Genomic DNA, 19,350 nt, shown 5'->3' on the forward strand with positions numbered 1-19,350 from the left:
TATAGTGTCAATAAGACTAAGATGTTATACTATTAATTAAATGCTTTATAATTTCAGTTGAACAGGCCTTACACTTGTTCAACTTTCTATTTGTATAATAAAATTAAACTAAAATTAGAAATGGGGGAGGACAATGGGAAACGATAAAAAGAAAAAGACACATCTTCCCTTTCGATTAAATATATTATTTATTTTTGTATTTGCCTTATTTTCATTACTCATATTACAACTTGGTGTTGTTCAAATTTTAAATGGTGAAGAAGCTCAAAAAGAAATTGATAAAACAGAAAACACAAATTCAAAGCTTTCCGTGCCACGTGGGATTATGTATGATCGCTATGGTCGAATAGTCCTTGATAATGAACCAGTTCGATCCATCACGTACACTCCACCAAAAAGTGGTGATACAGCATCAGAGCGTCTTGACCTGGCGATAAAACTTTCTGAGATGATTGTCATGGAAGATGATTTAGAAGTACTCCAAGATAAAATCACTGAAAGAGATAAAAAAGAATATTGGTATATTGAGGATTCAAAAAATGCAGAAGATGCTAAGGAGCGGCTGACGACTGAAGAAATAGAAGAGCTTGATAATGGTGAGCAATACAACGAAATGCTAAACCGAATTACGGAAGAAGATTATAATGAGTATGATTGGGATAATAAAGATCTCTTAAATCTTGTGATGATAAAAAAAGAATTGGACCAGGCTTATGAATTATCACCACATGTAATAAAAAATGACAATGTAACAGAAAAAGAGTATGCAGTTGTTGCAGAACATTTATATGAGCTACCTGGGATTGATGCTTCGATTGATTGGAATCGAACAACGACTTTCGGTAGTACATTTCAGAACTTTATAGGTAGAATCTCCTCTTCCAATGAAGGTATCCCTGGTGATAATAGTAATTATTATTTAGCAAATGGATATAGTAGAAATGATCGTGTCGGCTTAAGTGGTCTAGAGCAGCAATATGAAAGTGAACTTCGAGGATTAAAAGAGGAAGTTCAATATACGATTGATAAATCAGGAGCAGTTGTTGGAATGGAAACTGTTGTTGATGGTCAAAGTGGAAATGACTTAGTGTTAACGATAGATATGGAATTGCAACAACAAGTTGATAAAATTGTACAAGAAGAACTTGAAGCAGCAATTAAAAGAGACCCTTATAAAAATAGATTCTTACAAGATGCTCTCGTTGCAATGATTGACCCTCAAACTGGTGAAATATTAGCACTTTCAGGTTCACGTTATAACCGAGAAGAAGGAACGTATTCTGATGAATCGTTTCGAGTTGTATATGATGCGCATGCACCTGGTTCAGCGGTCAAGGGCGCGACTCTATTAGCTGGATATGATTCAGGTGTAGTTAATATTGGAACAACTATTAATGATGCACCAATCAAAATTGCAGATGATGAACCCAAAAGTTCATGGACGGACTTAGGCCCAACTAATGATCGTAGAGCACTTGAACAATCTTCAAACGTATACATGTTCAAATTAGCAATAGAGATGGCTGGAGCAACATACCGCTATGGCGAACCCTTATACAACTTTAATTGGGATTCTTTTAGAACGATGCGAAATTATTTCAATCAATTTGGTTTAGGTGGAGAAACAGGTGTTGATTTACCATTTGAAAGTACTGGTGTTGTTGGACAAAATTCACAGGCTGGTAACTTATTGGATATTGCGATTGGTCAGTATGACACGTACACAACGTTACAGTTAGCGCAATATGTATCCACGATTGCTAATGATGGTTACCGTGTTCGACCACATTTAGTTAACGAGATTCGTAAATCTGAACCAGAAAAGACAAAGCAAGGACCGGTTATAAAGAGTTTCAATACCGATGTATTAAATAAAGTCTCTATGGATGACAAATATATTGAGCGCGTGCAACATGGTTTTATTGACGTGTATAGTAAAGGTACAGCTTCAACATATTGGGGTTCTAAAGCTAGTGAGTATAAAATGGCTGGTAAAACGGGTACAGCGGAAAATGATATATATGAAAATGGTGAATTTAAAGAAGCAACAGAGAATTTAACCTTAGTTGGTTACGCTCCATACGATGAACCTGAAGTAGCATTTGCAGTTGTTGTTCCTAGAAATGGTAAAGAAACTGGCAGTCCTCATCACAACATCGGTAAAAGAATTATGGATGCATACTATAATTTAAAAGAAGATAGAGCAAAAAACGGCGTGAACCAAGACCTAAATGAAGATGAAAAAGAAGAACAAGAAGAAGAATAAAGTGATTAAAAAGCCTTGATAACACCGTTATCAAGGCTTTTTTTGTCATTTAATTTAATAGTATACCCATTGTGACAAAATACTATACAAATTTACAATTTCTTTACGTTAGCTTAACTGTAAATTCACACTAAGAAGTTATGATGTACTTGTGGGTAGGTTAAGCCAAGCCCAAAAATTCAACATAATCTTTAGGGGGAAATTAGTAATGAAGAAAATGAAGTTAATATCATTTGCAGCGCTTTTAATGTTGCTTATTGGAATTCTTGCAGCATGTGGTGCAGCCGAAGAGACTGAGTCAGAAGAAAGCAATGGAAGTGATGACACAAATACAGAAGAAACAGATACTGAAACAGAAGCGGAAGAAGAGCCAGCTGAAGAAACAGCTCTTGAAGGCAGTGTAGTGATTGATGGTTCTGGTACTGTCTATCCTTTTATGGCTAAAATGGCTGAAAACTATATGCTTAATGAACAAGAAGGTGTATCTGTAGAAGTTGGACGTGCTGGTACTTCTGCAGGTTTTGAAAAGTTCTTAGTTGAAGATGGTGGAACTGACTTTAACGATGCATCTCGTACAATTAAAGATGAAGAAGCTGCGAAAGCTGAAGAATTAGGAATTGAGTACCACGAATTCCAAGTTGCTCTTGATGGTATCACAATCGTTATTAATCCAGAAAATGATTGGGCTACTGAGTTAACTGTAGATCAAGTCAAGGATATTTTCTTAGCAAGTTCTGGATACACAAAATGGAGTGATGTTGATCCTAGCTTCCCTGATGAAGAAATCGTTGCAATGGGACCTAACGAAAACCATGGTACTTATGAATTCTTCTATGAAACAATTCTTGAAGAACAAGAAATGGTTGAAGGAATTAACTTACAACAAGAATATTCAACTTTAGTTGAATTAGTATCTCAAGATGAAAATGCAATTGCGTTTTTCGGATATGGTTACTTTGACAATAATAAAGACAAAGTATCTGCTATAAATATTGATTTTGGTGATGGTCCAGTTGCTCCATCTTTAGAGACTATTGGATTAACTGAAGACTTTGGTTACATGCCATTTACTCGTCCAGTGTTTACTTATTTAAATGTTGGATTGGCAAATGAAAAGCCTCAAGTTCTAGATTATGCTATTTATACAATGGAAAATGCACAAGATGTGGCTGCTGAAACTGGATTTGCTCCATTGGCAGATGAAAAGATTCAGGAATCTCTTGATTTCCTTAATGGCTTAAAGTAATTATGTAATCCTAAAATAGAAGATGAGAAGTTCTGCTTCTCATCTTCTTAAATATTAAATATAAAAGATAGTAATTTGTCCTTATTAACAATAAGGATGAAAGGGGTAATTACGTTGGGACTTAAAAACAATAAAGAGAAAATAAATGTCCGTGATATGATTGAAAAAAATAAAAATTCATTTAATCTTAATAGTGTTACTGAAAAAGTTATCCCCTATATCTTATTAGGGATAGCAGCTGTTTCTATTATAACGACAATTGGTATTGTATTCACTCTTTTAAGTGAAACTATTTCGTTTTTTCAAGCAGTCCCTTTTTGGGATTTTTATACAGGAACTGAATTAAAACCTTTGGGTGATGATGCCAAATTTGGTATTTTGCCATTATTGACTGGAACTATTCTTTCAACTCTAATAGCTGTTGCTGTTGCCATCCCAATAGGTTTAATGACAGCAATCTTTTTAAGTGAATATGCTTCAGAACAGTTAAGGAAATTTTTAAAACCAATTTTAGAAATTCTTGCAGGAATTCCTACTATTGTTTATGGATTTTTTGCATTTACATTTGTTACACCTCTACTCAGATCTTTTATTCCCGCTCTGGACCCTACCAATATCCTTAGTCCAGGACTAGTAATGGGAATAATGATTATTCCTATGGTTGCATCACTTTCAGAGGATGCGATGAGCTCTGTGCCAAATTCCATGAGGGAAGGTGCTTTAGCCTTAGGCGCAACCAAACTTGAAGTGACTTTTAAGGTAATTCTACCGGCGGCTATTTCCGGAATAATCGCATCTTTTGTTCTTGCGATCTCACGTGCGATTGGAGAAACAATGATTGTAACTATTGCTAGTGGAAGTAACAAGGCCTTTTCATTTAATATTACTGAATCAATGCAGACGATGACAGCTTACATCGTTGAAGTAACTGGTGGAGAAGCGGCAGCTGGCACAACGCTTTACTATAGTCTATATGCTGTTGCTATGACACTATTTGTTTTCACTTTAGTTATGAATTTAATTGCCCAATATATTTCCCGTAAATTTAGGGAGGAATATTAGTATGAAATATATAGATGTAGAACAAGTAAATAAAAACATGTCACCACGTATATTTAAAAATAATTTAGCGAAGTCAATTTTTTTCGTTGCAGCGATTTTTGGACTACTTGTATTAATTACTTTAATTTATCGTGTCTTTTCAGATAGTATTGGCTGGATTGATATTAATTTTCTTATGAGCAAATTATCAACGGATGCTGAGCGGGCAGGGATATTTGGAGCGATTATGGGAACTGTCTGGTTGATGGTGGTTGTAGCTCCAGTAACAATATTTTTAGGAGTAGGAACTGCAATTTATCTCGAAGAATACGCAAAAAAAGGAAGAGTTCGAAACATCATACAAACTAATATTTCCAATTTAGCAGGTGTTCCTTCTGTTGTGTTCGGTATATTAGGTTTAACTGTATTTGTCAGAGCAATGGGGCTTGGAAATATTATCTTAGCTGGTGGTTTAACTATGGCTCTGCTTATTCTTCCAATCGTTGTTGTGGCAAGTCAAGAAGCGATTCGTGCGGTACCACAATTTTTGCGAGAAGCTTCTTATGGAATGGGAGCTACTAAGTGGCAAACGATAAAAAACATTGTTTTACCTGCAGCAATTCCAGGAATTTCAACTGGTGTTATTTTATCTCTTTCGCGTGCGATTGGAGAAACTGCACCATTAGTTGTAATTGGTATTCCAGCATTAATTATCCCAATTCCAGATAGTGTTTTTGATAAATTTACAATTATGCCGATGCAAATTTATTACTGGACAATTGATTCAGCACTTGTTGATGAGTATGCCAATTTAGCTGCTGCTACGATTGTAATTTTATTAATCATATTGTTTTTAATGAACTCTATTGCAATTATCATTCGAAATAAGTTTCAAAAGAGATTCTAAATTTTTATAGGGGTGAAAATAAATGAGTTTTGTTATGGATAAAGAAAGTAGTAGTTTAAATCAATACTCAAGTGCAAATGCTTTTAAAAATGCTGATACAGGCAATAACATTGTGTACGATACACAGGATTTGAATTTGTGGTATGGTCAGACACATGCATTAAAAAATATAATTTTACCTATCTATGAACAAGAAGTTACGGCCATTATAGGGCCCTCAGGTTGCGGGAAATCGACCTATTTAAAAACTTTAAATCGTATGGTGGAATTGGTACCAGGCGTCCGTACATCGGGAACGATCAAGTATAGAAATAAAGATATACTTGATAAATCGTTTAAAGTTGAGGAATTAAGAACAAAGGTAGGTATGGTTTTTCAAAAGCCTAATCCATTTCCAAAATCTATTTACGATAACATTGCATACGGTCCAAGGATTCATGGAATTCGCAATAAGAAAGTATTAGACCAGATTGTAGAGAAAAGCCTTCGCGGTGCATATATTTGGGATGAAGTTAAAGATAGATTGAAAGAAAACGCCTATTCACTTTCTGGTGGTCAACAGCAAAGAATATGTATCGCGCGCTGTTTAGCAATTGAGCCTGATGTTATTTTAATGGATGAACCAACATCTGCACTAGATCCAAAATCAACTTTAAAAGTAGAAGAATTAATCGAAAAATTAAAAAAAGATTACTCCATTATTATTGTTACACACAATATGCAACAAGCAGCACGTATCTCAGATAAAACAGCATTCTTTTTAAACGGTGAAGTAATAGAATATGCAGATACTAACTTCTTATTTTCAACACCAAAAGATAAAAGAACAGAAGATTACATCACGGGAAGATTCGGATAAGAGAGCGGGGATATGTAATGGTAGCTAGAGAACAATTTCAAATTGAGTTGGATAAAGTGAAAGCAATGATTATCGAACTAGCGCGAGGAACAGAAAGTCTCCTACGTGATGCTGTCAAGGCATTGTACACTGCTGACATCGAATTGGCTAAGCAAGTAATTGCTTACGATAAGGAATTAGATAAAAGAGACTTCGAAATTAATGAAGCAGCTGTTTTATTAATTGCTAAACAACAACCGGTAGCCTCAGACTTAAGGAGGCTAATTGTTGCGATTCGTATTTCTTCGGATTTAGAACGGATGGGGGATAATGCAAAAAACATTGCTAAATCAACCATTCATCTAGGAGAAAAGCATGGGATTCAGATTCATGGTGCTATAGAAGATATGAAGGACATTGCAATTAGGATGATTGATCTATCTGTTAAAGCATATGAAAATGAGGATATTACATTAGCAAGAAAGTTAGCTGAATTAGATGATTTAGTTGATGGGATGTATTCGACGGTTTTAAGAGAGCTACTAGAAGAAACTGCAACTAATCCCGAAAAAATCCAGCATATTATGCAAATGGCATTCAGTGGTAGATATATTGAACGATTCGGTGATCACGCTACAAATATTGGAGAAAACATCATGTATCTAGTGAAGGGTGAATCGTTTGATTTAAATGAATAACATAAAAGAGGGGGAAAGCATAAATTGCTTTCCCACTTAATATGGAAGACTTTTTTCAAAATATTTTTTAGACATACAACGCTATTTCTCTTTTAGGCCTAACCATCGAAAATCAACATAGCTGTTAGTGCAAACTTTATATAAAGTTTGAAGTTTGTAAAGCAACAATGTTTACGAAAATGCCTTGAGAAAAAACCGAGTTACTGGTTTGTAATCGTATTTGCTATTTCTTCCTTAGTCATAGAACTATTTATCGAAAATTCACCAATTTGAATTTTAGTACTATATTCGTTTTCTTCAAGATAAGTGATAAAATCATTTTGATTTTCTATCATTGTAGCTTCATATAGTAATTCTGAAATTTCATTAACATTCATTCCTGCCTCAATAGTAAGTGTGAATGTTGTTAGTTCTGATTCTTCTTCCTCTTCCTCTATTACTTCTTGTTCTGGAACTGTGTCAGGTTTATTGTTTTCTACTTCTTTCATTTTTTCTAGTTCCTGTTCCGTTAGAATAATATACCCTTCTTGTTGTAGTGAATTAATCATTTCATCGTTAGTTATCTCTGTTTCTTTATTCTTGTTATCAGAATTCCGATCGATAACAAGAGAGATAGTTAATATTAAAGTTGCACACAAAAGACCTAGTGCGAATGCTCTTATCGTTTGTTTCATATAAACGCCTCTATCTTTCTTTAGAAAGTTGATTAACAATAGAATGCACGTCGTACTCACTAAGTTTAGTTTCTATTGCGATTTCTTTTATTGTAGCTCCCTGTTTGTACAGGTGATTTATCTTGCGCATTAACGGTGACTGATTGTTTTCTGGTCTTCTGAATTCTGGCTCAGATAGATCCTCGGATAAAAGTTCTTCTTCTAATATTTTTATCTTTTTTTTCATTTGATAGGATTCTTGCAGTGTGGTGATGGAAATTTGTTCAACTTGTTCTTCCATTTGCTTGAATTTATCGTTCATAAAGAAGGATAAAATAATTAGTAGTAAACCAATTGTTGCTATACTTATTAGTGCTGAAATCACATGCGTCCCTCCATTTTTGTTTACAGTATTATTTATAACATAAGTAGATGTAGTAGAAAACAACAGATAAAAAATATTTATAGAAAACGGTTAACTTTTATTAAGTTAACTTGATATTTGGTAGGATTTTTGGTAATATTATTAAGTCTGAAAAAAGATATGAAATTCTAGTTAATGATAATGGTTTGGAGGGATAACAATGCGTGTAAACATTACACTTGCTTGCACCGAAACTGGTGACCGCAATTATATTACAACTAAAAATAAACGTAAACATCCAGAACGTTTAGAGCTTAAAAAATACAGCCCGCGATTGAAAAAAGTTACTCTACATCGCGAAACTAAATAATATACACATAGTATATTCGACAAACTCTTACCAGCAAAAGGTAAGAGTTTTTCATTTTCTTATTATAAGAGGTGTATCTTTATATGGATCTTAAAAAGGAACATAGAAACCGAGCGAAACAAATACTAAAAGAAATAGATATAGATACGAGAAATAATATTCAAAAAAAAATGCAGTACTACCTGGTCAATAGCTGGATTTGGGATAAAAACGATGTTATTGGCATCACAATTTCACAGAACTATGAATGGAACACACGTGAAATAATTAAGCTAGCTTGGTCACATGGGAAAAAGGTCTGTATTCCTAAATGCTATCCTACATACGGTAAATTAGTTTTTTTCGAACTACAGTCATTTGATGAACTAGAAGTTGGATTTTCAAATTTGCATGAACCAATACCAGACGATAATAGAAAAATTAACAAAGACAAAATAGATGTTATGATTGTTCCAGGATTAGTATTTGATAGAAAAGGATACCGTATTGGATATGGAGGTGGATATTATGATCGATACCTTAATAATTTCAAAGGTATTACACTTTCATTAGCCTGTAGTTTCCAAATTGTAGATACAGTACCAAGGGAACCTTTTGATATTCCAGTTAATTATCTAATTTCTGAATATGGCTTTCTCGATAATTAAATGTTTTTGATAGTCATATTTTTAACAAATACGAGCACACTATACATATTCACATTAAGGTAAAGAAAGGGTGTTATGATGAGGTCTTTCTTAGTAATATGTTCTGTTATAATTGGCTCAACTGTTGTATTTAAAAAAAGGTACAAAATTCTAAATATGTTACTAGCTGTTAATATAATAAGAAAGATTATTGTGAGTATTTCAATGAATATGCCTTATATACGTAAAAGAATACTACCGAGTATTCTGGGACGTTCAGCTGTCTAACAGCTGAACGTTTTTTTCGTATCATAAGATATTATAGATATAATGTCTTATGGAAAACTGACTATTAGCATGTACTACATCTAGCTCAAGTAAACCCGCATTTTCTTATTCTTTTCAATGGCATAAAACCATACATATCTTGATGTGAGAATCATTTTACTTAAACTAATTCTTAGGAACATGGTAATATGATGGAGAGAGGTGGGGGAACGCTTTGTTTTTAGAAGAGAAGTATCTATTAAATCGTTTAACTTACAACTTCATTCATGATTATGAATGTAATATTGTTCTTATAAATAATAGAAGTTCGGAAGTATGGTTAGAAAAGAAAATAAAAGGAAAATCTCACCTAATTCGAATTATTCAACGCAGTTTTGATTGGCAGAATCGTTTAAAGCAAGAGGTTGATTTAACGATTGAAAATGTGAAGAAATTAAAAAGATTAATAATCGGAAGAAGTGTTCATGTACATAATGTGTACATTGCTACGCATCCTCCTGTAGATGAGTGGGAATATTTAAAAAAACCAATATCTATAAAAGATAATAAATTTACTACGATGAATGTCTATTATTTGGATGAAGACAATAGAGAATACGAGGCTAAACGCTTACATGACAACATTGGAATAGATTACAAACCGGTCGAATTTCCAAATACAGAAATTGAGATGGAACAATTAACACATTACTTAAAAACATTAATAGATAGTGAATATCAAAAAAATATAAAAGAGACAGAAAAACTATTTCAGAATGGAAAACCAGTAATAACTTACTTACTTCTCATTGCTAATATTCTAATGTATATTGTTTTAGATATTAATGGAGGAAGTACTAATCCTGAAGTGCTAGTAAATTATGGAGCTAAGTACAATCCAGCAATAATTGATGGAGAATGGTGGAGAATAATTTCTTCCATGTTTCTTCATATTGGATCATTACATCTTTTCATGAATATGTTAGCTCTTTTTTATGTTGGGACTGCAGTTGAAAGAATGTATGGAAGTACTAGGTATAGCATTATTTATTTTCTAGCTGGTATTGTTGGAGGTCTTTCAAGCTTCGCTTTTAGTCCTCAAATTGCTGCTGGAGCATCAGGAGCTTTATTTGGATTGTTCGGTGCACTATTATTTTTTGGGATAAATTACAAAAGGGTATTTTTTCAAACAATGGGTTGGAATGTGATTTTTGTAATTATTCTTAATATCTTGTGTGGATTATTAGTCCCTTCTATAGACAATAGTGCTCATATGGGAGGATTATTAGGAGGATTTATTGCATCTTCTATTGTATTCTTCCCGAAGAAGAAGAAGTGGTTTGTTCAACTAATTTCTTTTATTGTTTATATAGGTATTATTTCTGGACTAATTTTATATGGACTATCAAACACTTCCGTTGAAATGGATGAAACATTACAACTTCAAAGAACTCAAGAGCTAATAGAAGCAGAAAAATTTGATGAAGTTGTAGAGATAACTAGTAAGGCAATTAAATATTCTAATGATACAATTAATTATTCTAGTGATTATGAAGCAGAACTGTTGTTTTATCGATCCTTTGCATTAATTCAGTTAGATGACTTAAACAAAGCTAAAAAGGATTTAGAAAAGGTAGTTATGATTAACCCGGATATGGCTGAAGCTCATTACAATCTTGCAATCTTGTTCTTAGATGAAGGAAATAGCGAAAAAGCAATTTCACATGCAAAGACTGCTCTTGAACTCCAACCAGATAATAGGAGTTTTGCTGATTTTCATCAACGATTGTTAAATGAAGGATAATTTTGTTTTAGCTTTTGCATTTTTTTATGTTGATCTTGAAACAAGACCAACAAATGTTCACCTTGTTTATCAAAAAGGATTAATGGTATAAAGCTATTAACGGGTTGTTCATCACGAGTAATGGTTAAAATGTAATTTTTATATAGTCCTTCCCATAACTGCCCAATTACTTGTTTTGTTTGATTTTTCGTAAGGGTTGGTATGGGATTATCCTCATAATGTTGTAAATCTGTTAATGGTACAAAAACATACCTATCTTGTGGAATCTTAAAATAGTTTATTAATTGTTTCCAATGATAACTAAGTTGCTGATTTGTCGCGTGATCCAAAGTTTTTTTCCATTCTGTTTGAGAATGATTTGTAGGTACTTCAAACGATTCTAGGGCAGTATGAGGGGAATCAATTACGTATAATTCATCATACGACATCCTATGGATACTTTTAATTTTGTCATCTGGATAATGAATCTCTCCATGGTGAAAAGAAATGGTTTGAAAATGGCTACTATCTTCACCATGAATCTTAGAATTTAATATGATGTCTTTTTCACTTTCCTTCCATTTGCTTAAAATTCCTTTTAAACGTCCATCTGTATATAGCAATGATACATCTTGGCGTAAGTAAATAGGTGTACGAAGCTTTGAAGATGAACTCCAGTTTATATCGTATTCATCCTGATCAGTTTCTGATATTAGGCTTATCTCTGTGTTATAAGAAGAGAAAGATATGGATTCATCTATAGGGAAAAACTTAATGACACTCGTATTGTCTTTATAAAATAATAATATAGACATGAAAAATGAACAGATGATGATTAATAAAAATACATTTTTTTTGTTTTTCATAGAACAAACTCCTCCTAATCTTATCCGAGCCTGTACACCTTACAATATATGTGACAGGTTCTTTATATATGAAAGTACTTTTTTGCAATTCGATAAAGTGTCTATTAGTCATAATAACTAGGGATGTATGGTAAACCGAAATAAGTGCAAGCTATAGAAGTAGAAAAGTACTTATAAAATATAGGGTGAGAATATGGAAAATCAAAAAAAGCCAATGTATCAACAGTTTAGTGAAAATGTATCGTATATGCGTGAAAGGTTAGGGGTAGATAAAAGCTTTGATGTGATCCAACTAGACCTCGAATATGCGAATCGTAAAATGGCGATGTTTATGGTTGATGGTTTCGTTAAAGACGATATCCTACACCTTTTAATGAAATTTCTTTCCAAGCTTCAACCAGAGCAACTTGAACCAGATCCATTAGACAAATTACTGAAGACGTATTTACCTTATGTGGAACTTGAAAAAGTTGATGATTTGGATGTAGCCACCGATACTGTTTTAGCTGGACCGACTGCCTTAGTAATTGAAGGTATAGACCAAATAATCATGATTGATGCTAGAACTTATCCTGTTCGTGGACCACAAGAGCCTGACTTAGAAAGGGTTGTACGTGGATCAAGAGATGGTTATGTAGAAACAATTGTATTTAATACTGCCTTAACGAGACGGAGGATAAGAGATCGTTCCTTACGAATGGAATATACGAGTATTGGAAGAAGATCGAAGACGGATATATGTGTTTGTTATATAGAAGACGTTGCAGATCCAGAGAAAGTGAAAACATTAAAAAACAATTTACAAAAGATAGATACTGATGGACTTCCTATGGCGGAAAAAACTGTTGAAGAATTCCTTGGAGGACGGCATTGGAATCCCTATCCTACAATTAGATATACGGAAAGGCCTGACACAGCTGCAGCTCATTTATATGAGGGACATATCATTTTAATCATTGATGGTTCACCTAGTGTTATGATAACACCTGCAACATATTGGCATCATTTGCAACATGCGGAGGAATATAGACAAAAACCTTTAGTAGGTGCCTATTTACGATTAGTGCGCTTTATTGCTGTAATTGCATCTATTTTTGTATTACCTTTATATTATTTATTTTCTGTTAACCCTAATTTGCTTCCAGGTGAATTAGAGTTTATTGGACCAAATGAATTTGGAGCTATACCTCTGTTATTGCAGTTTTTAATCGCAGAAATAGGAATAGATATGTTGAGGATGGCAGCTATCCATACACCTACAGCATTAGCTACTGCTTTGGGTCTAGTCGCAGCAATTCTTATAGGGCAAGTGGCTGTTGAGGTAGGTTTGTTTTCAAACGAAGTTGTTTTATATTTGGCAGTAGCTGCCATTGGTACTTTTGCTACGCCTAGTTATGAGTTAAGCTTAGCAAATCGTATTTTTCGAGTCGTTCTCTTAATTGTTACTGCAAGCTTCGGTGTATTAGGTTATGTAGCTGGTATTACGTTATGGATTATTTATTTACTTAGAATGAATTCTTTCAATACTGCTTATCTATGGCCGTTTATCCCATTTTCACCAAAAGCATTTACAGACGTACTAGTACGTACTCCAGTCCCATTAAAAAGGAGTAGACCGTCCTTTTTAAACCCACAGGATCCGGATCGTTAATTGCGATTTGGGTCTTTTTTGTTTCCAAATTAATCAATTTCATAATACCAATTTTGTCGTCATCTAAAGGCCATATATAGTTGGATAAAACCATTTCCAAACTATATATGGCCTTTAGATGACTGAATAAGGTAATTATGAAATTGACTCATATATATATGAAATTTCCTCTGTGACTAAGAAGTTAATGTCTCAAGAATAACATGGTCTTTAAAGTTAAAAATTAATTGTGAAGTATTTAATAAACTTATTTAATCTTATCAATAGAATTTGTTATAATAACAGAGGTGATAAAAAATGAAAACAATCTATGATGTTCAACAACTACTTAAAAAATTTGGAACAATAATTTATCTGGGTGACCAATTAGCAGATTTGGAATTAATGGAAGATGAAGTTAAAGAGTTATACCAATCCCAGTTTATAAAATCGGATGACTATCAAATGGCGACACTATTATTAAGACAAAGAGCTACTAAAATTCGTGAGGATAGGGGATATAAATAAAATGGAAGAGCAAATTTTTATCGGTGTAGATATAGGTGGAACGACAGTTAAAATTGCTTTTATTAGTTCAAAAGGAGCAATTATAGAAAAATGGGAAATACCAACTAGATTAGAAAATAGTGGAGTACACGTTCCTAAAGATATTTGGAACTCTATCGACGAGAGGATTGTGCGTCTGAAACTAAACAAGCAGAATATCAAGGGAATTGGTGCAGGGGCACCAGGGTTTGTGGATACACCAACTGGAGTAGTGTCTGTGGCTGTAAACATAGGCTGGAAAGACTTCGAATTAGGAGCACAGTTAGAAAGACTGTCAAATTTACCCGTTTACATTGATAATGATGCTAACATTGCTGCTATAGGTGAAAATTGGAAAGGGTCAGGCAATAAAGCCGATAATCTTATTGCAATTACCCTAGGTACTGGTGTAGGCGGTGGAATTATTTCAAATGGCCAGATAATAAATGGTGTTAATGGTACAGCTGGTGAGATTGGTCACCTCACTGTTGATCCTGAAGGAGCTGCATGTAATTGCGGTAGAAGAGGGTGTCTTGAGACAGTGGCATCAGCTACGGGAATTGTAAGACAAGCTACTGAATCAGCCCAATCCAATCAACACTCGTTACTCAGAAAGATACTGAATGCAAATGGTGAACTTACTTCAAAAGATGTTTTTCATGCTGCTTCACAAGGTGATCAAGAGTCGATAGAAATAATTGAGCGAGTCGCTAATGTATTAGGTTTAGCAATAGCTAATACTGCGACAATAATTAACCCTTCAAAAGTCGTAATAGGTGGTGGAGTATCAAAAGCTGGAAATGACTTGCTTTTACCATTGAAAGAAGCTTTCAACAAGTATGCTTTACCGCGAGTTAGCGATGCATGTGAACTTGTTATAGCAGAACTAGGAAATGACGCAGGTGTTTTTGGTGGAGCATATTTAGTTATAGAGGGTGAAAAATGATTAAGGTCTTTTTTCCATTTTAAAATAAAGATTGTAATATCCTTAAAATGTAAGTATAATGGTTGTTACTTGCTGTAAATATTCGTACTTACTTATATCTTGTTATACACCAACATAACAAGACTAAAATATTCCCTTTTGTAGGGTTTATTTTTTTGGTATCGTCAAGTAAAATAGTAATTATTAATTTTTTGTTAAAATAATTTTAAAAAAGTGAAACTTATTTCAGTTGCATAACGTCTAATGTATATGTAGTTTTAAATTGGTTACTAGTGGTATAGTTATAAAATGTTAATAAAACGTAAATTCAAATTAATAAATATAGATAGATTGTGTAAGGAGGAAATTTAATGCAGAAAAAGCAATTTTTCAATTTACCATTATATATAATAGCAAGTATATTGTTTGGTATTAAAACGTATATTGTTTATCGATTTTTGTTTAATATATCTTTAGAAAATATCATGCAGGAAGTAATCTTATTTATTAACCCTTTTGCATCGGCGTTTTTATTTTTTGCGATTAGTGTATGGTTTAAAGAAAAGGGACAAATGAGATTTTTGAGGTACGCCTCGTTAATTGGTACGCTCATTCTTTATTTTAATCTCGTCTTTTATCGTAATTTTACTGACTTCATTACTATACCTGTTTTATTTCAAGGGAGTAATGCAGCAGATTTAGGAACTAGTGCTTTGGCGTTAATGCACATCCCGGACCTATTACTATTTCTAGATGTTATTATTGTGTGGTACTTGAGTAAGAAATATACGGATGATTTTAAAGTTGATTATAAAAAGCGATCAAAGGTACTTGCATTAACCTTTTCTGTTGGTTTTTTATTGTTTAATTATTTGTTAGCAGAAGCAGAAAGACCACAGCTACTGCAAAGAACTTTTGATAGAGAGTATCTTGTTAAAAATATAGGCCTGTTTAACTATCATATTTATGATATTGCTTTACAATCTAAATCACAGGCACAACGTGTTTTTGCAGATGGTAATGAAATGCCTGAAATTGAAGATTATACTAAACAGCATAAAACTAGTGCTGAGAACTCGGAGCTTTTTGGGATAGCAGAGGATAAAAATGTTATTTTTATCTCCTTAGAGTCAATCCAAAGCTTCGTTATTAATAACACAGTTAATGGAGAGGAAGTAACTCCATTCCTAAATGATTTGATTGAGGATAGTTTTTATTTTGAAAATTTCTATCATCAAACAGAGCAAGGTAAAACGTCTGACTCTGAGTTTCTAATTGAAAATTCTTTATACCCGCTACCACGTGGAGCAGTGTACTTCACACATGGACAGAATGAATATAACGCTATGCCAGAAGTTTTAAATTCCAATGGATACAACTCGAATGTTTTCCATGCAAATAATAAAAGTTTTTGGAATCGTGATGTAATGTATGACAATATAGGTTATGACAATTTTTATGATGTTACTGCTTATGAAGTTGATCAAGAGAACTCAGTTGGCTGGGGATTAAAAGATAAAGAATTCTTTGAACAGTCGATAAAGTATCTACAATCGTTGCCAGAACCTTATTATAGTAAATTTATTACGCTAACGAACCATTATCCGTTTGAATTAAGTGAAGAAGATGCATCTATTGAACCGTATAATTCCAATTCTAAAACATTAAATCAATATTTCCCTACAGTTCGATATACGGATGAGGCAGTAGAGGCGTTCTTTGAGCAATTAAAAGAATCTGGCGAATATGAAAACTCAATTATTGTATTAATGGGTGATCATTATGGTATTAGTGATTTTCATGATAAGGCAATGAGCATGTATTTAGAAAAAGATGAGATTACTGCGTACGATCATATTCAATTACAACGTGTACCTTTCTTTATTCACATACCAGGTGTGGATGGAAAAGTAATTTCTGATATTGCTGGACAAATTGATGTAAAACCAACACTTTTACATTTACTCGGGATAGAAACTACTGAAGATATTATGTTTGGCCAAGATTTATTTGCTAGTGAATCGAAGAAGGATTTCGTTGCATTGAGAGACGGTAGCTTCATTACTGATGAATATGTTTATAGTAAAGATCAATGCTTTAATCGAGAAACTGGTGAATTGTTAGGTACGGAAGTAAACCAACTTGGTAATGAGGAAGCAGCAGGAGAGACAGCTTGTACACCAATCAAAGCTGATGTAGAGCAAGAGTTATCCTACTCAGATAAAGTGATTTATGGTGATCTCTTCCGGTTTTACAATTTTAATAATGAATAACAAAAAAGAGCGCAGTTATAAAAGGCGCTCTTTTTTGTTTTATATTTAAAAGTTTAGAAAGCATTATAAATTTCTTGTTTAGAAGGAGCTTGTGCTTTTCTTATAACAGTAATTAGGACAAATAAAAAACCCCTTGTTAATACCAAGGAGTTTGAAAGATGAACTAAAATAATGGTGACAACAGAGTTGCAATAGAGAAAAATCCAAAAACTAACGTGGAAATACCAGCAAAACCTACAGCGAAAAAGTTTTTTGTCTTAAGTTCTCTAAAGACTGCTATCGCACACAATATGGTTACTACTAAAAATAGAACGGCAAGTACCATACTTTCGACCTCCTTGTAATTCCAACACCATTTGCATATGGCTTGTTATTATAATAATATGTAATAGTTAATTATCTCTCATACATTTTAAAGGAAATTTTTTATTTTGTCGAGATAAAAATTAATATTTAATTTTAATTGAGAAGGAGAAATTTTATGAAATTAGAAAAAATCCCATTAGGTCCGTTGGGAACTAATTGTTATGTGGTGCATAATGATAAACAAGCTATTATTTTTGATCCAGGTGGGGAAAGCGGCAAATTAATTGACTTAATAAATGAAAAAAATTTAAAACCTATTGCTGTTTGCCTTACACATGCTCATTTTGATCATATCGGAGCTGTAGATGATATTAAAAATTATTATAACATTGAAGTGTATGTGCATAAAAATGAACAAGAGTGGTTAACAGATGCTAATTTAAATGGTTCAGCTTTGTTTATGGGTGGTGGAATCACAACAAGTGCTGCAGAACATTACTTAAAGAATGGACAGATGACACTAGGTTCTTTTAGATTTGAAGTTCGTCACGTGCCTGGACATTCACCTGGTGGAGTCATATTTATATTTCATGATGAAAACTTTGTTATTGGTGGAGATAGTTTGTTTCACAATGGGATAGGTAGAACAGATTTACCTGGTGGCAATATGGAGCAACTATTAAAAAGTATTAAAAAACAAATGTTCACATTGCGTAATGACTATATTGTACATCCAGGTCATGGAAAAGAAACAACTATAGAATACGAGAAAAAAAATAATACATTTTTAAAATAAAGTCTCCAGTAACAAAATAATCAATTTCTTTTATCTCTCACAAGTTGAGTGATGATATGCCGCTATGACAAAACACTCGCTTTCCATTGGGAACGCTACCTTGAAAAGAATAAGACTTTTTCTACGTGCGATTTCATTTCACTGGAGCTTTCCTTACTATTGTGGGGTCTTCACACTGTTCCTTTCCCACTGAGGACTCGCATTTTTTCTTCGATGAGTATAACTTACATGAGAAAGGTGAGTCAAAAGCGTAGCGCGTTTCTTTAGCCTGATAAAAAGTTTAAAAAAACCCATTCTTCGCTAGAATGGGTTTTTAAGGGGATGTGTGTTGCTTGTCGGTTAGGAATAAAGCAATATTATTTTAAATTAACTAGAATAACTTACTTGTCACAAGAGAATTATCTATATTTTAAAACTTACTAATTTAATGTCCGAAACCGGGAACTAGTATGAAGTTCGTATAATAAGTGAACCCAACCATAAACACGGTACAATAAGCACCAAATAAGTACATGTACATGCGTTCAGATAAATTTAGGAAACCGACCCCTAAGAAGAAAACAGTTTGTGCTAAAAATAAGAAAGCCATGCTATGCATATCCCCAACAAAAAACATAACAGTGAAAATCGCTGTCCAAAAAGAAAGCACCCGAAACATTCTGTCCATACTTTCCCCTCCTTTACATAGTTATGTATCATCGTTATTATATACGAGTTATAAGAGATTGTAAATCAATCTTAATATATCCATCGTTTTTTTGTATATACTATTTTATTAATTAATTTCAGTTAATATAAATAAAAATGCTCTTGGTGTACAAGAGCATTTTACATTATCAGGGTATACTGGGCTAGCTGGATTCGAACCAACGAATGACGGAATCAAAATCCGCTGCCTTACCGCTTGGCTATAGCCCAATGTCTTACAACAATAGCTTTGACATTTTTT

The 19,350-nt window shown here is 33.4% G+C and carries 19 protein-coding genes and 1 tRNA gene; 14 read left to right on the forward strand and 6 right to left on the reverse strand.

Features of this window, described 5'->3' with window-relative positions:
- Positions 1–133 precede the first annotated feature (133 nt).
- The 6 genes from QQS35_RS13920 (at position 134) to phoU (ending at position 6,996) form a co-directional block, all read left to right on the forward strand.
- A complete protein-coding gene (locus QQS35_RS13920; RefSeq protein WP_285932820.1) occupies positions 134–2,266 on the forward strand; it encodes a peptidoglycan D,D-transpeptidase FtsI family protein in 2,133 nt (710 codons plus the stop codon).
- A 208-nt stretch (positions 2,267–2,474) separates the two neighbouring features.
- A complete protein-coding gene (locus QQS35_RS13925) occupies positions 2,475–3,512 on the forward strand; it encodes a PstS family phosphate ABC transporter substrate-binding protein (RefSeq protein WP_285932821.1) in 1,038 nt (345 codons plus the stop codon).
- A gap of 96 nt (positions 3,513–3,608) precedes the next feature.
- Complete coding sequence (gene pstC, locus QQS35_RS13930) at positions 3,609–4,574, forward strand: phosphate ABC transporter permease subunit PstC (protein WP_285932915.1); 966 nt, start codon at positions 3,609–3,611, stop codon at positions 4,572–4,574.
- Position 4,575: 1 nt separating this feature from the next.
- On the forward strand, positions 4,576–5,460 hold the full coding sequence (gene pstA / locus QQS35_RS13935) for a phosphate ABC transporter permease PstA (protein WP_285932822.1): 885 nt from the start codon (positions 4,576–4,578) through the stop codon (positions 5,458–5,460).
- A 22-nt stretch (positions 5,461–5,482) separates the two neighbouring features.
- Positions 5,483–6,319 carry a phosphate ABC transporter ATP-binding protein PstB gene (pstB, locus tag QQS35_RS13940; RefSeq protein ID WP_285932823.1) on the forward strand — a complete coding sequence of 279 codons (837 nt, stop codon included), beginning with the start codon at positions 5,483–5,485 and terminating at the stop codon, positions 6,317–6,319.
- Positions 6,320–6,336: 17 nt separating this feature from the next.
- Positions 6,337–6,996: a phosphate signaling complex protein PhoU gene (gene phoU, locus QQS35_RS13945; protein ID WP_285932824.1), complete on the forward strand. Its 660-nt coding sequence runs from the start codon at positions 6,337–6,339 to the stop codon at positions 6,994–6,996.
- A 200-nt stretch (positions 6,997–7,196) separates the two neighbouring features.
- Here phoU and QQS35_RS13950 read toward each other — a convergent pair whose 3' ends face one another.
- Both QQS35_RS13950 and QQS35_RS13955 read right to left on the reverse strand, forming a co-directional pair.
- The gene (locus QQS35_RS13950; RefSeq protein ID WP_285932825.1) at positions 7,197–7,670 is read right to left on the reverse strand and encodes a hypothetical protein; all 474 of its coding nucleotides are present in this window, start codon (positions 7,668–7,670) and stop codon (positions 7,197–7,199) included.
- A gap of 10 nt (positions 7,671–7,680) precedes the next feature.
- Positions 7,681–8,034, reverse strand: coding sequence for a hypothetical protein (locus QQS35_RS13955; RefSeq protein ID WP_285932826.1), 354 nt, complete (start codon positions 8,032–8,034; stop codon positions 7,681–7,683).
- 199 nt (positions 8,035–8,233) lie between these two features.
- Here QQS35_RS13955 and rpmG point away from each other — a divergent pair, with 199 nt between their 5' ends.
- From rpmG to QQS35_RS13970, 3 genes are all read left to right on the forward strand, one after another.
- A complete protein-coding gene (gene rpmG / locus QQS35_RS13960) occupies positions 8,234–8,383 on the forward strand; it encodes a 50S ribosomal protein L33 (RefSeq protein WP_285932827.1) in 150 nt (49 codons plus the stop codon).
- 83 nt (positions 8,384–8,466) lie between these two features.
- On the forward strand, positions 8,467–9,030 hold the full coding sequence (locus tag QQS35_RS13965; RefSeq protein WP_285932828.1) for a 5-formyltetrahydrofolate cyclo-ligase: 564 nt from the start codon (positions 8,467–8,469) through the stop codon (positions 9,028–9,030).
- Positions 9,031–9,511: 481 nt separating this feature from the next.
- A complete protein-coding gene (locus tag QQS35_RS13970) occupies positions 9,512–11,080 on the forward strand; it encodes a rhomboid family intramembrane serine protease (protein WP_285932829.1) in 1,569 nt (522 codons plus the stop codon).
- Here the strand turns inward: QQS35_RS13970 and QQS35_RS13975 are convergent.
- Positions 11,056–11,925 (reverse strand): hypothetical protein, encoded by an 870-nt coding sequence (locus tag QQS35_RS13975; RefSeq protein WP_285932830.1) that lies wholly within the window; start codon positions 11,923–11,925, stop codon positions 11,056–11,058. The two genes, QQS35_RS13970 and QQS35_RS13975, sit on opposite strands and share 25 nt — an antisense overlap.
- Positions 11,926–12,118: 193 nt before the next feature.
- Between QQS35_RS13975 and QQS35_RS13980 the strand changes: the two genes are divergently transcribed.
- The 4 genes from QQS35_RS13980 to QQS35_RS13995 all read left to right on the forward strand — a co-directional run bounded on the left by QQS35_RS13980 (position 12,119) and on the right by QQS35_RS13995 (position 17,299).
- Entirely contained in the window at positions 12,119–13,576 is a 1,458-nt protein-coding gene (locus QQS35_RS13980; RefSeq protein WP_285932831.1) for a spore germination protein, read from the forward strand.
- Positions 13,577–13,873: 297 nt separating this feature from the next.
- On the forward strand, positions 13,874–14,083 hold the full coding sequence (locus QQS35_RS13985; protein ID WP_285932832.1) for a YqgQ family protein: 210 nt from the start codon (positions 13,874–13,876) through the stop codon (positions 14,081–14,083).
- 1 nt (position 14,084) lies between these two features.
- A complete protein-coding gene (locus tag QQS35_RS13990; RefSeq protein ID WP_285932833.1) occupies positions 14,085–15,047 on the forward strand; it encodes an ROK family glucokinase in 963 nt (320 codons plus the stop codon).
- A gap of 350 nt (positions 15,048–15,397) precedes the next feature.
- Complete coding sequence (locus QQS35_RS13995) at positions 15,398–17,299, forward strand: LTA synthase family protein (protein WP_285932834.1); 1,902 nt, start codon at positions 15,398–15,400, stop codon at positions 17,297–17,299.
- A 163-nt stretch (positions 17,300–17,462) separates the two neighbouring features.
- Here the strand turns inward: QQS35_RS13995 and QQS35_RS14000 are convergent, their stop codons facing one another.
- Positions 17,463–17,624, reverse strand: coding sequence for a DUF2759 family protein (locus tag QQS35_RS14000; protein WP_285932835.1), 162 nt, complete (start codon positions 17,622–17,624; stop codon positions 17,463–17,465).
- Between the two features lie 156 nt (positions 17,625–17,780).
- Between QQS35_RS14000 and QQS35_RS14005 the strand changes: the two genes are divergently transcribed.
- The gene (locus QQS35_RS14005) at positions 17,781–18,401 is read left to right on the forward strand and encodes an MBL fold metallo-hydrolase (protein WP_285932836.1); all 621 of its coding nucleotides are present in this window, start codon (positions 17,781–17,783) and stop codon (positions 18,399–18,401) included.
- A 424-nt stretch (positions 18,402–18,825) separates the two neighbouring features.
- Here the strand turns inward: QQS35_RS14005 and QQS35_RS14010 are convergent, their stop codons facing one another.
- Together QQS35_RS14010 and QQS35_RS14015 are read right to left on the reverse strand one after the other, a co-directional pair.
- Positions 18,826–19,068: a DUF2626 domain-containing protein gene (locus QQS35_RS14010; RefSeq protein WP_285932837.1), complete on the reverse strand. Its 243-nt coding sequence runs from the start codon at positions 19,066–19,068 to the stop codon at positions 18,826–18,828.
- A gap of 179 nt (positions 19,069–19,247) precedes the next feature.
- Positions 19,248–19,319: transfer RNA gene (locus tag QQS35_RS14015), tRNA-Gln, on the reverse strand.
- Between the last annotated feature and the right edge of the window lie 31 nt (positions 19,320–19,350).

This window comes from Aquibacillus rhizosphaerae (genome assembly GCF_030282825.1).
GTDB lineage: Bacteria > Bacillota > Bacilli > Bacillales > Amphibacillaceae > Aquibacillus_C > Aquibacillus_C rhizosphaerae.

Coding starts and splice junctions, on each gene's coding strand:
- QQS35_RS13920 (WP_285932820.1), top strand. CDS start 134: ATGGGAAACGATAAAAAGAAAAAGACACATCTTCCCTTTCGATTAAAT.
- QQS35_RS13925 (WP_285932821.1), top strand. CDS start 2,475: ATGAAGAAAATGAAGTTAATATCATTTGCAGCGCTTTTAATGTTGCTT.
- pstC (WP_285932915.1), top strand. CDS start 3,609: ATGAAAGGGGTAATTACGTTGGGACTTAAAAACAATAAAGAGAAAATA.
- pstA (WP_285932822.1), top strand. CDS start 4,576: ATGAAATATATAGATGTAGAACAAGTAAATAAAAACATGTCACCACGT.
- pstB (WP_285932823.1), top strand. CDS start 5,483: ATGAGTTTTGTTATGGATAAAGAAAGTAGTAGTTTAAATCAATACTCA.
- phoU (WP_285932824.1), top strand. CDS start 6,337: ATGGTAGCTAGAGAACAATTTCAAATTGAGTTGGATAAAGTGAAAGCA.
- QQS35_RS13950 (WP_285932825.1), bottom strand. CDS start 7,670: ATGAAACAAACGATAAGAGCATTCGCACTAGGTCTTTTGTGTGCAACT.
- rpmG (WP_285932827.1), top strand. CDS start 8,234: ATGCGTGTAAACATTACACTTGCTTGCACCGAAACTGGTGACCGCAAT.
- QQS35_RS13965 (WP_285932828.1), top strand. CDS start 8,467: ATGGATCTTAAAAAGGAACATAGAAACCGAGCGAAACAAATACTAAAA.
- QQS35_RS13975 (WP_285932830.1), bottom strand. CDS start 11,925: ATGAAAAACAAAAAAAATGTATTTTTATTAATCATCATCTGTTCATTT.
- QQS35_RS13980 (WP_285932831.1), top strand. CDS start 12,119: ATGGAAAATCAAAAAAAGCCAATGTATCAACAGTTTAGTGAAAATGTA.
- QQS35_RS13985 (WP_285932832.1), top strand. CDS start 13,874: ATGAAAACAATCTATGATGTTCAACAACTACTTAAAAAATTTGGAACA.
- QQS35_RS13990 (WP_285932833.1), top strand. CDS start 14,085: ATGGAAGAGCAAATTTTTATCGGTGTAGATATAGGTGGAACGACAGTT.
- QQS35_RS13995 (WP_285932834.1), top strand. CDS start 15,398: ATGCAGAAAAAGCAATTTTTCAATTTACCATTATATATAATAGCAAGT.
- QQS35_RS14000 (WP_285932835.1), bottom strand. CDS start 17,624: ATGGTACTTGCCGTTCTATTTTTAGTAGTAACCATATTGTGTGCGATA.
- QQS35_RS14005 (WP_285932836.1), top strand. CDS start 17,781: ATGAAATTAGAAAAAATCCCATTAGGTCCGTTGGGAACTAATTGTTAT.
- QQS35_RS14010 (WP_285932837.1), bottom strand. CDS start 19,068: ATGGACAGAATGTTTCGGGTGCTTTCTTTTTGGACAGCGATTTTCACT.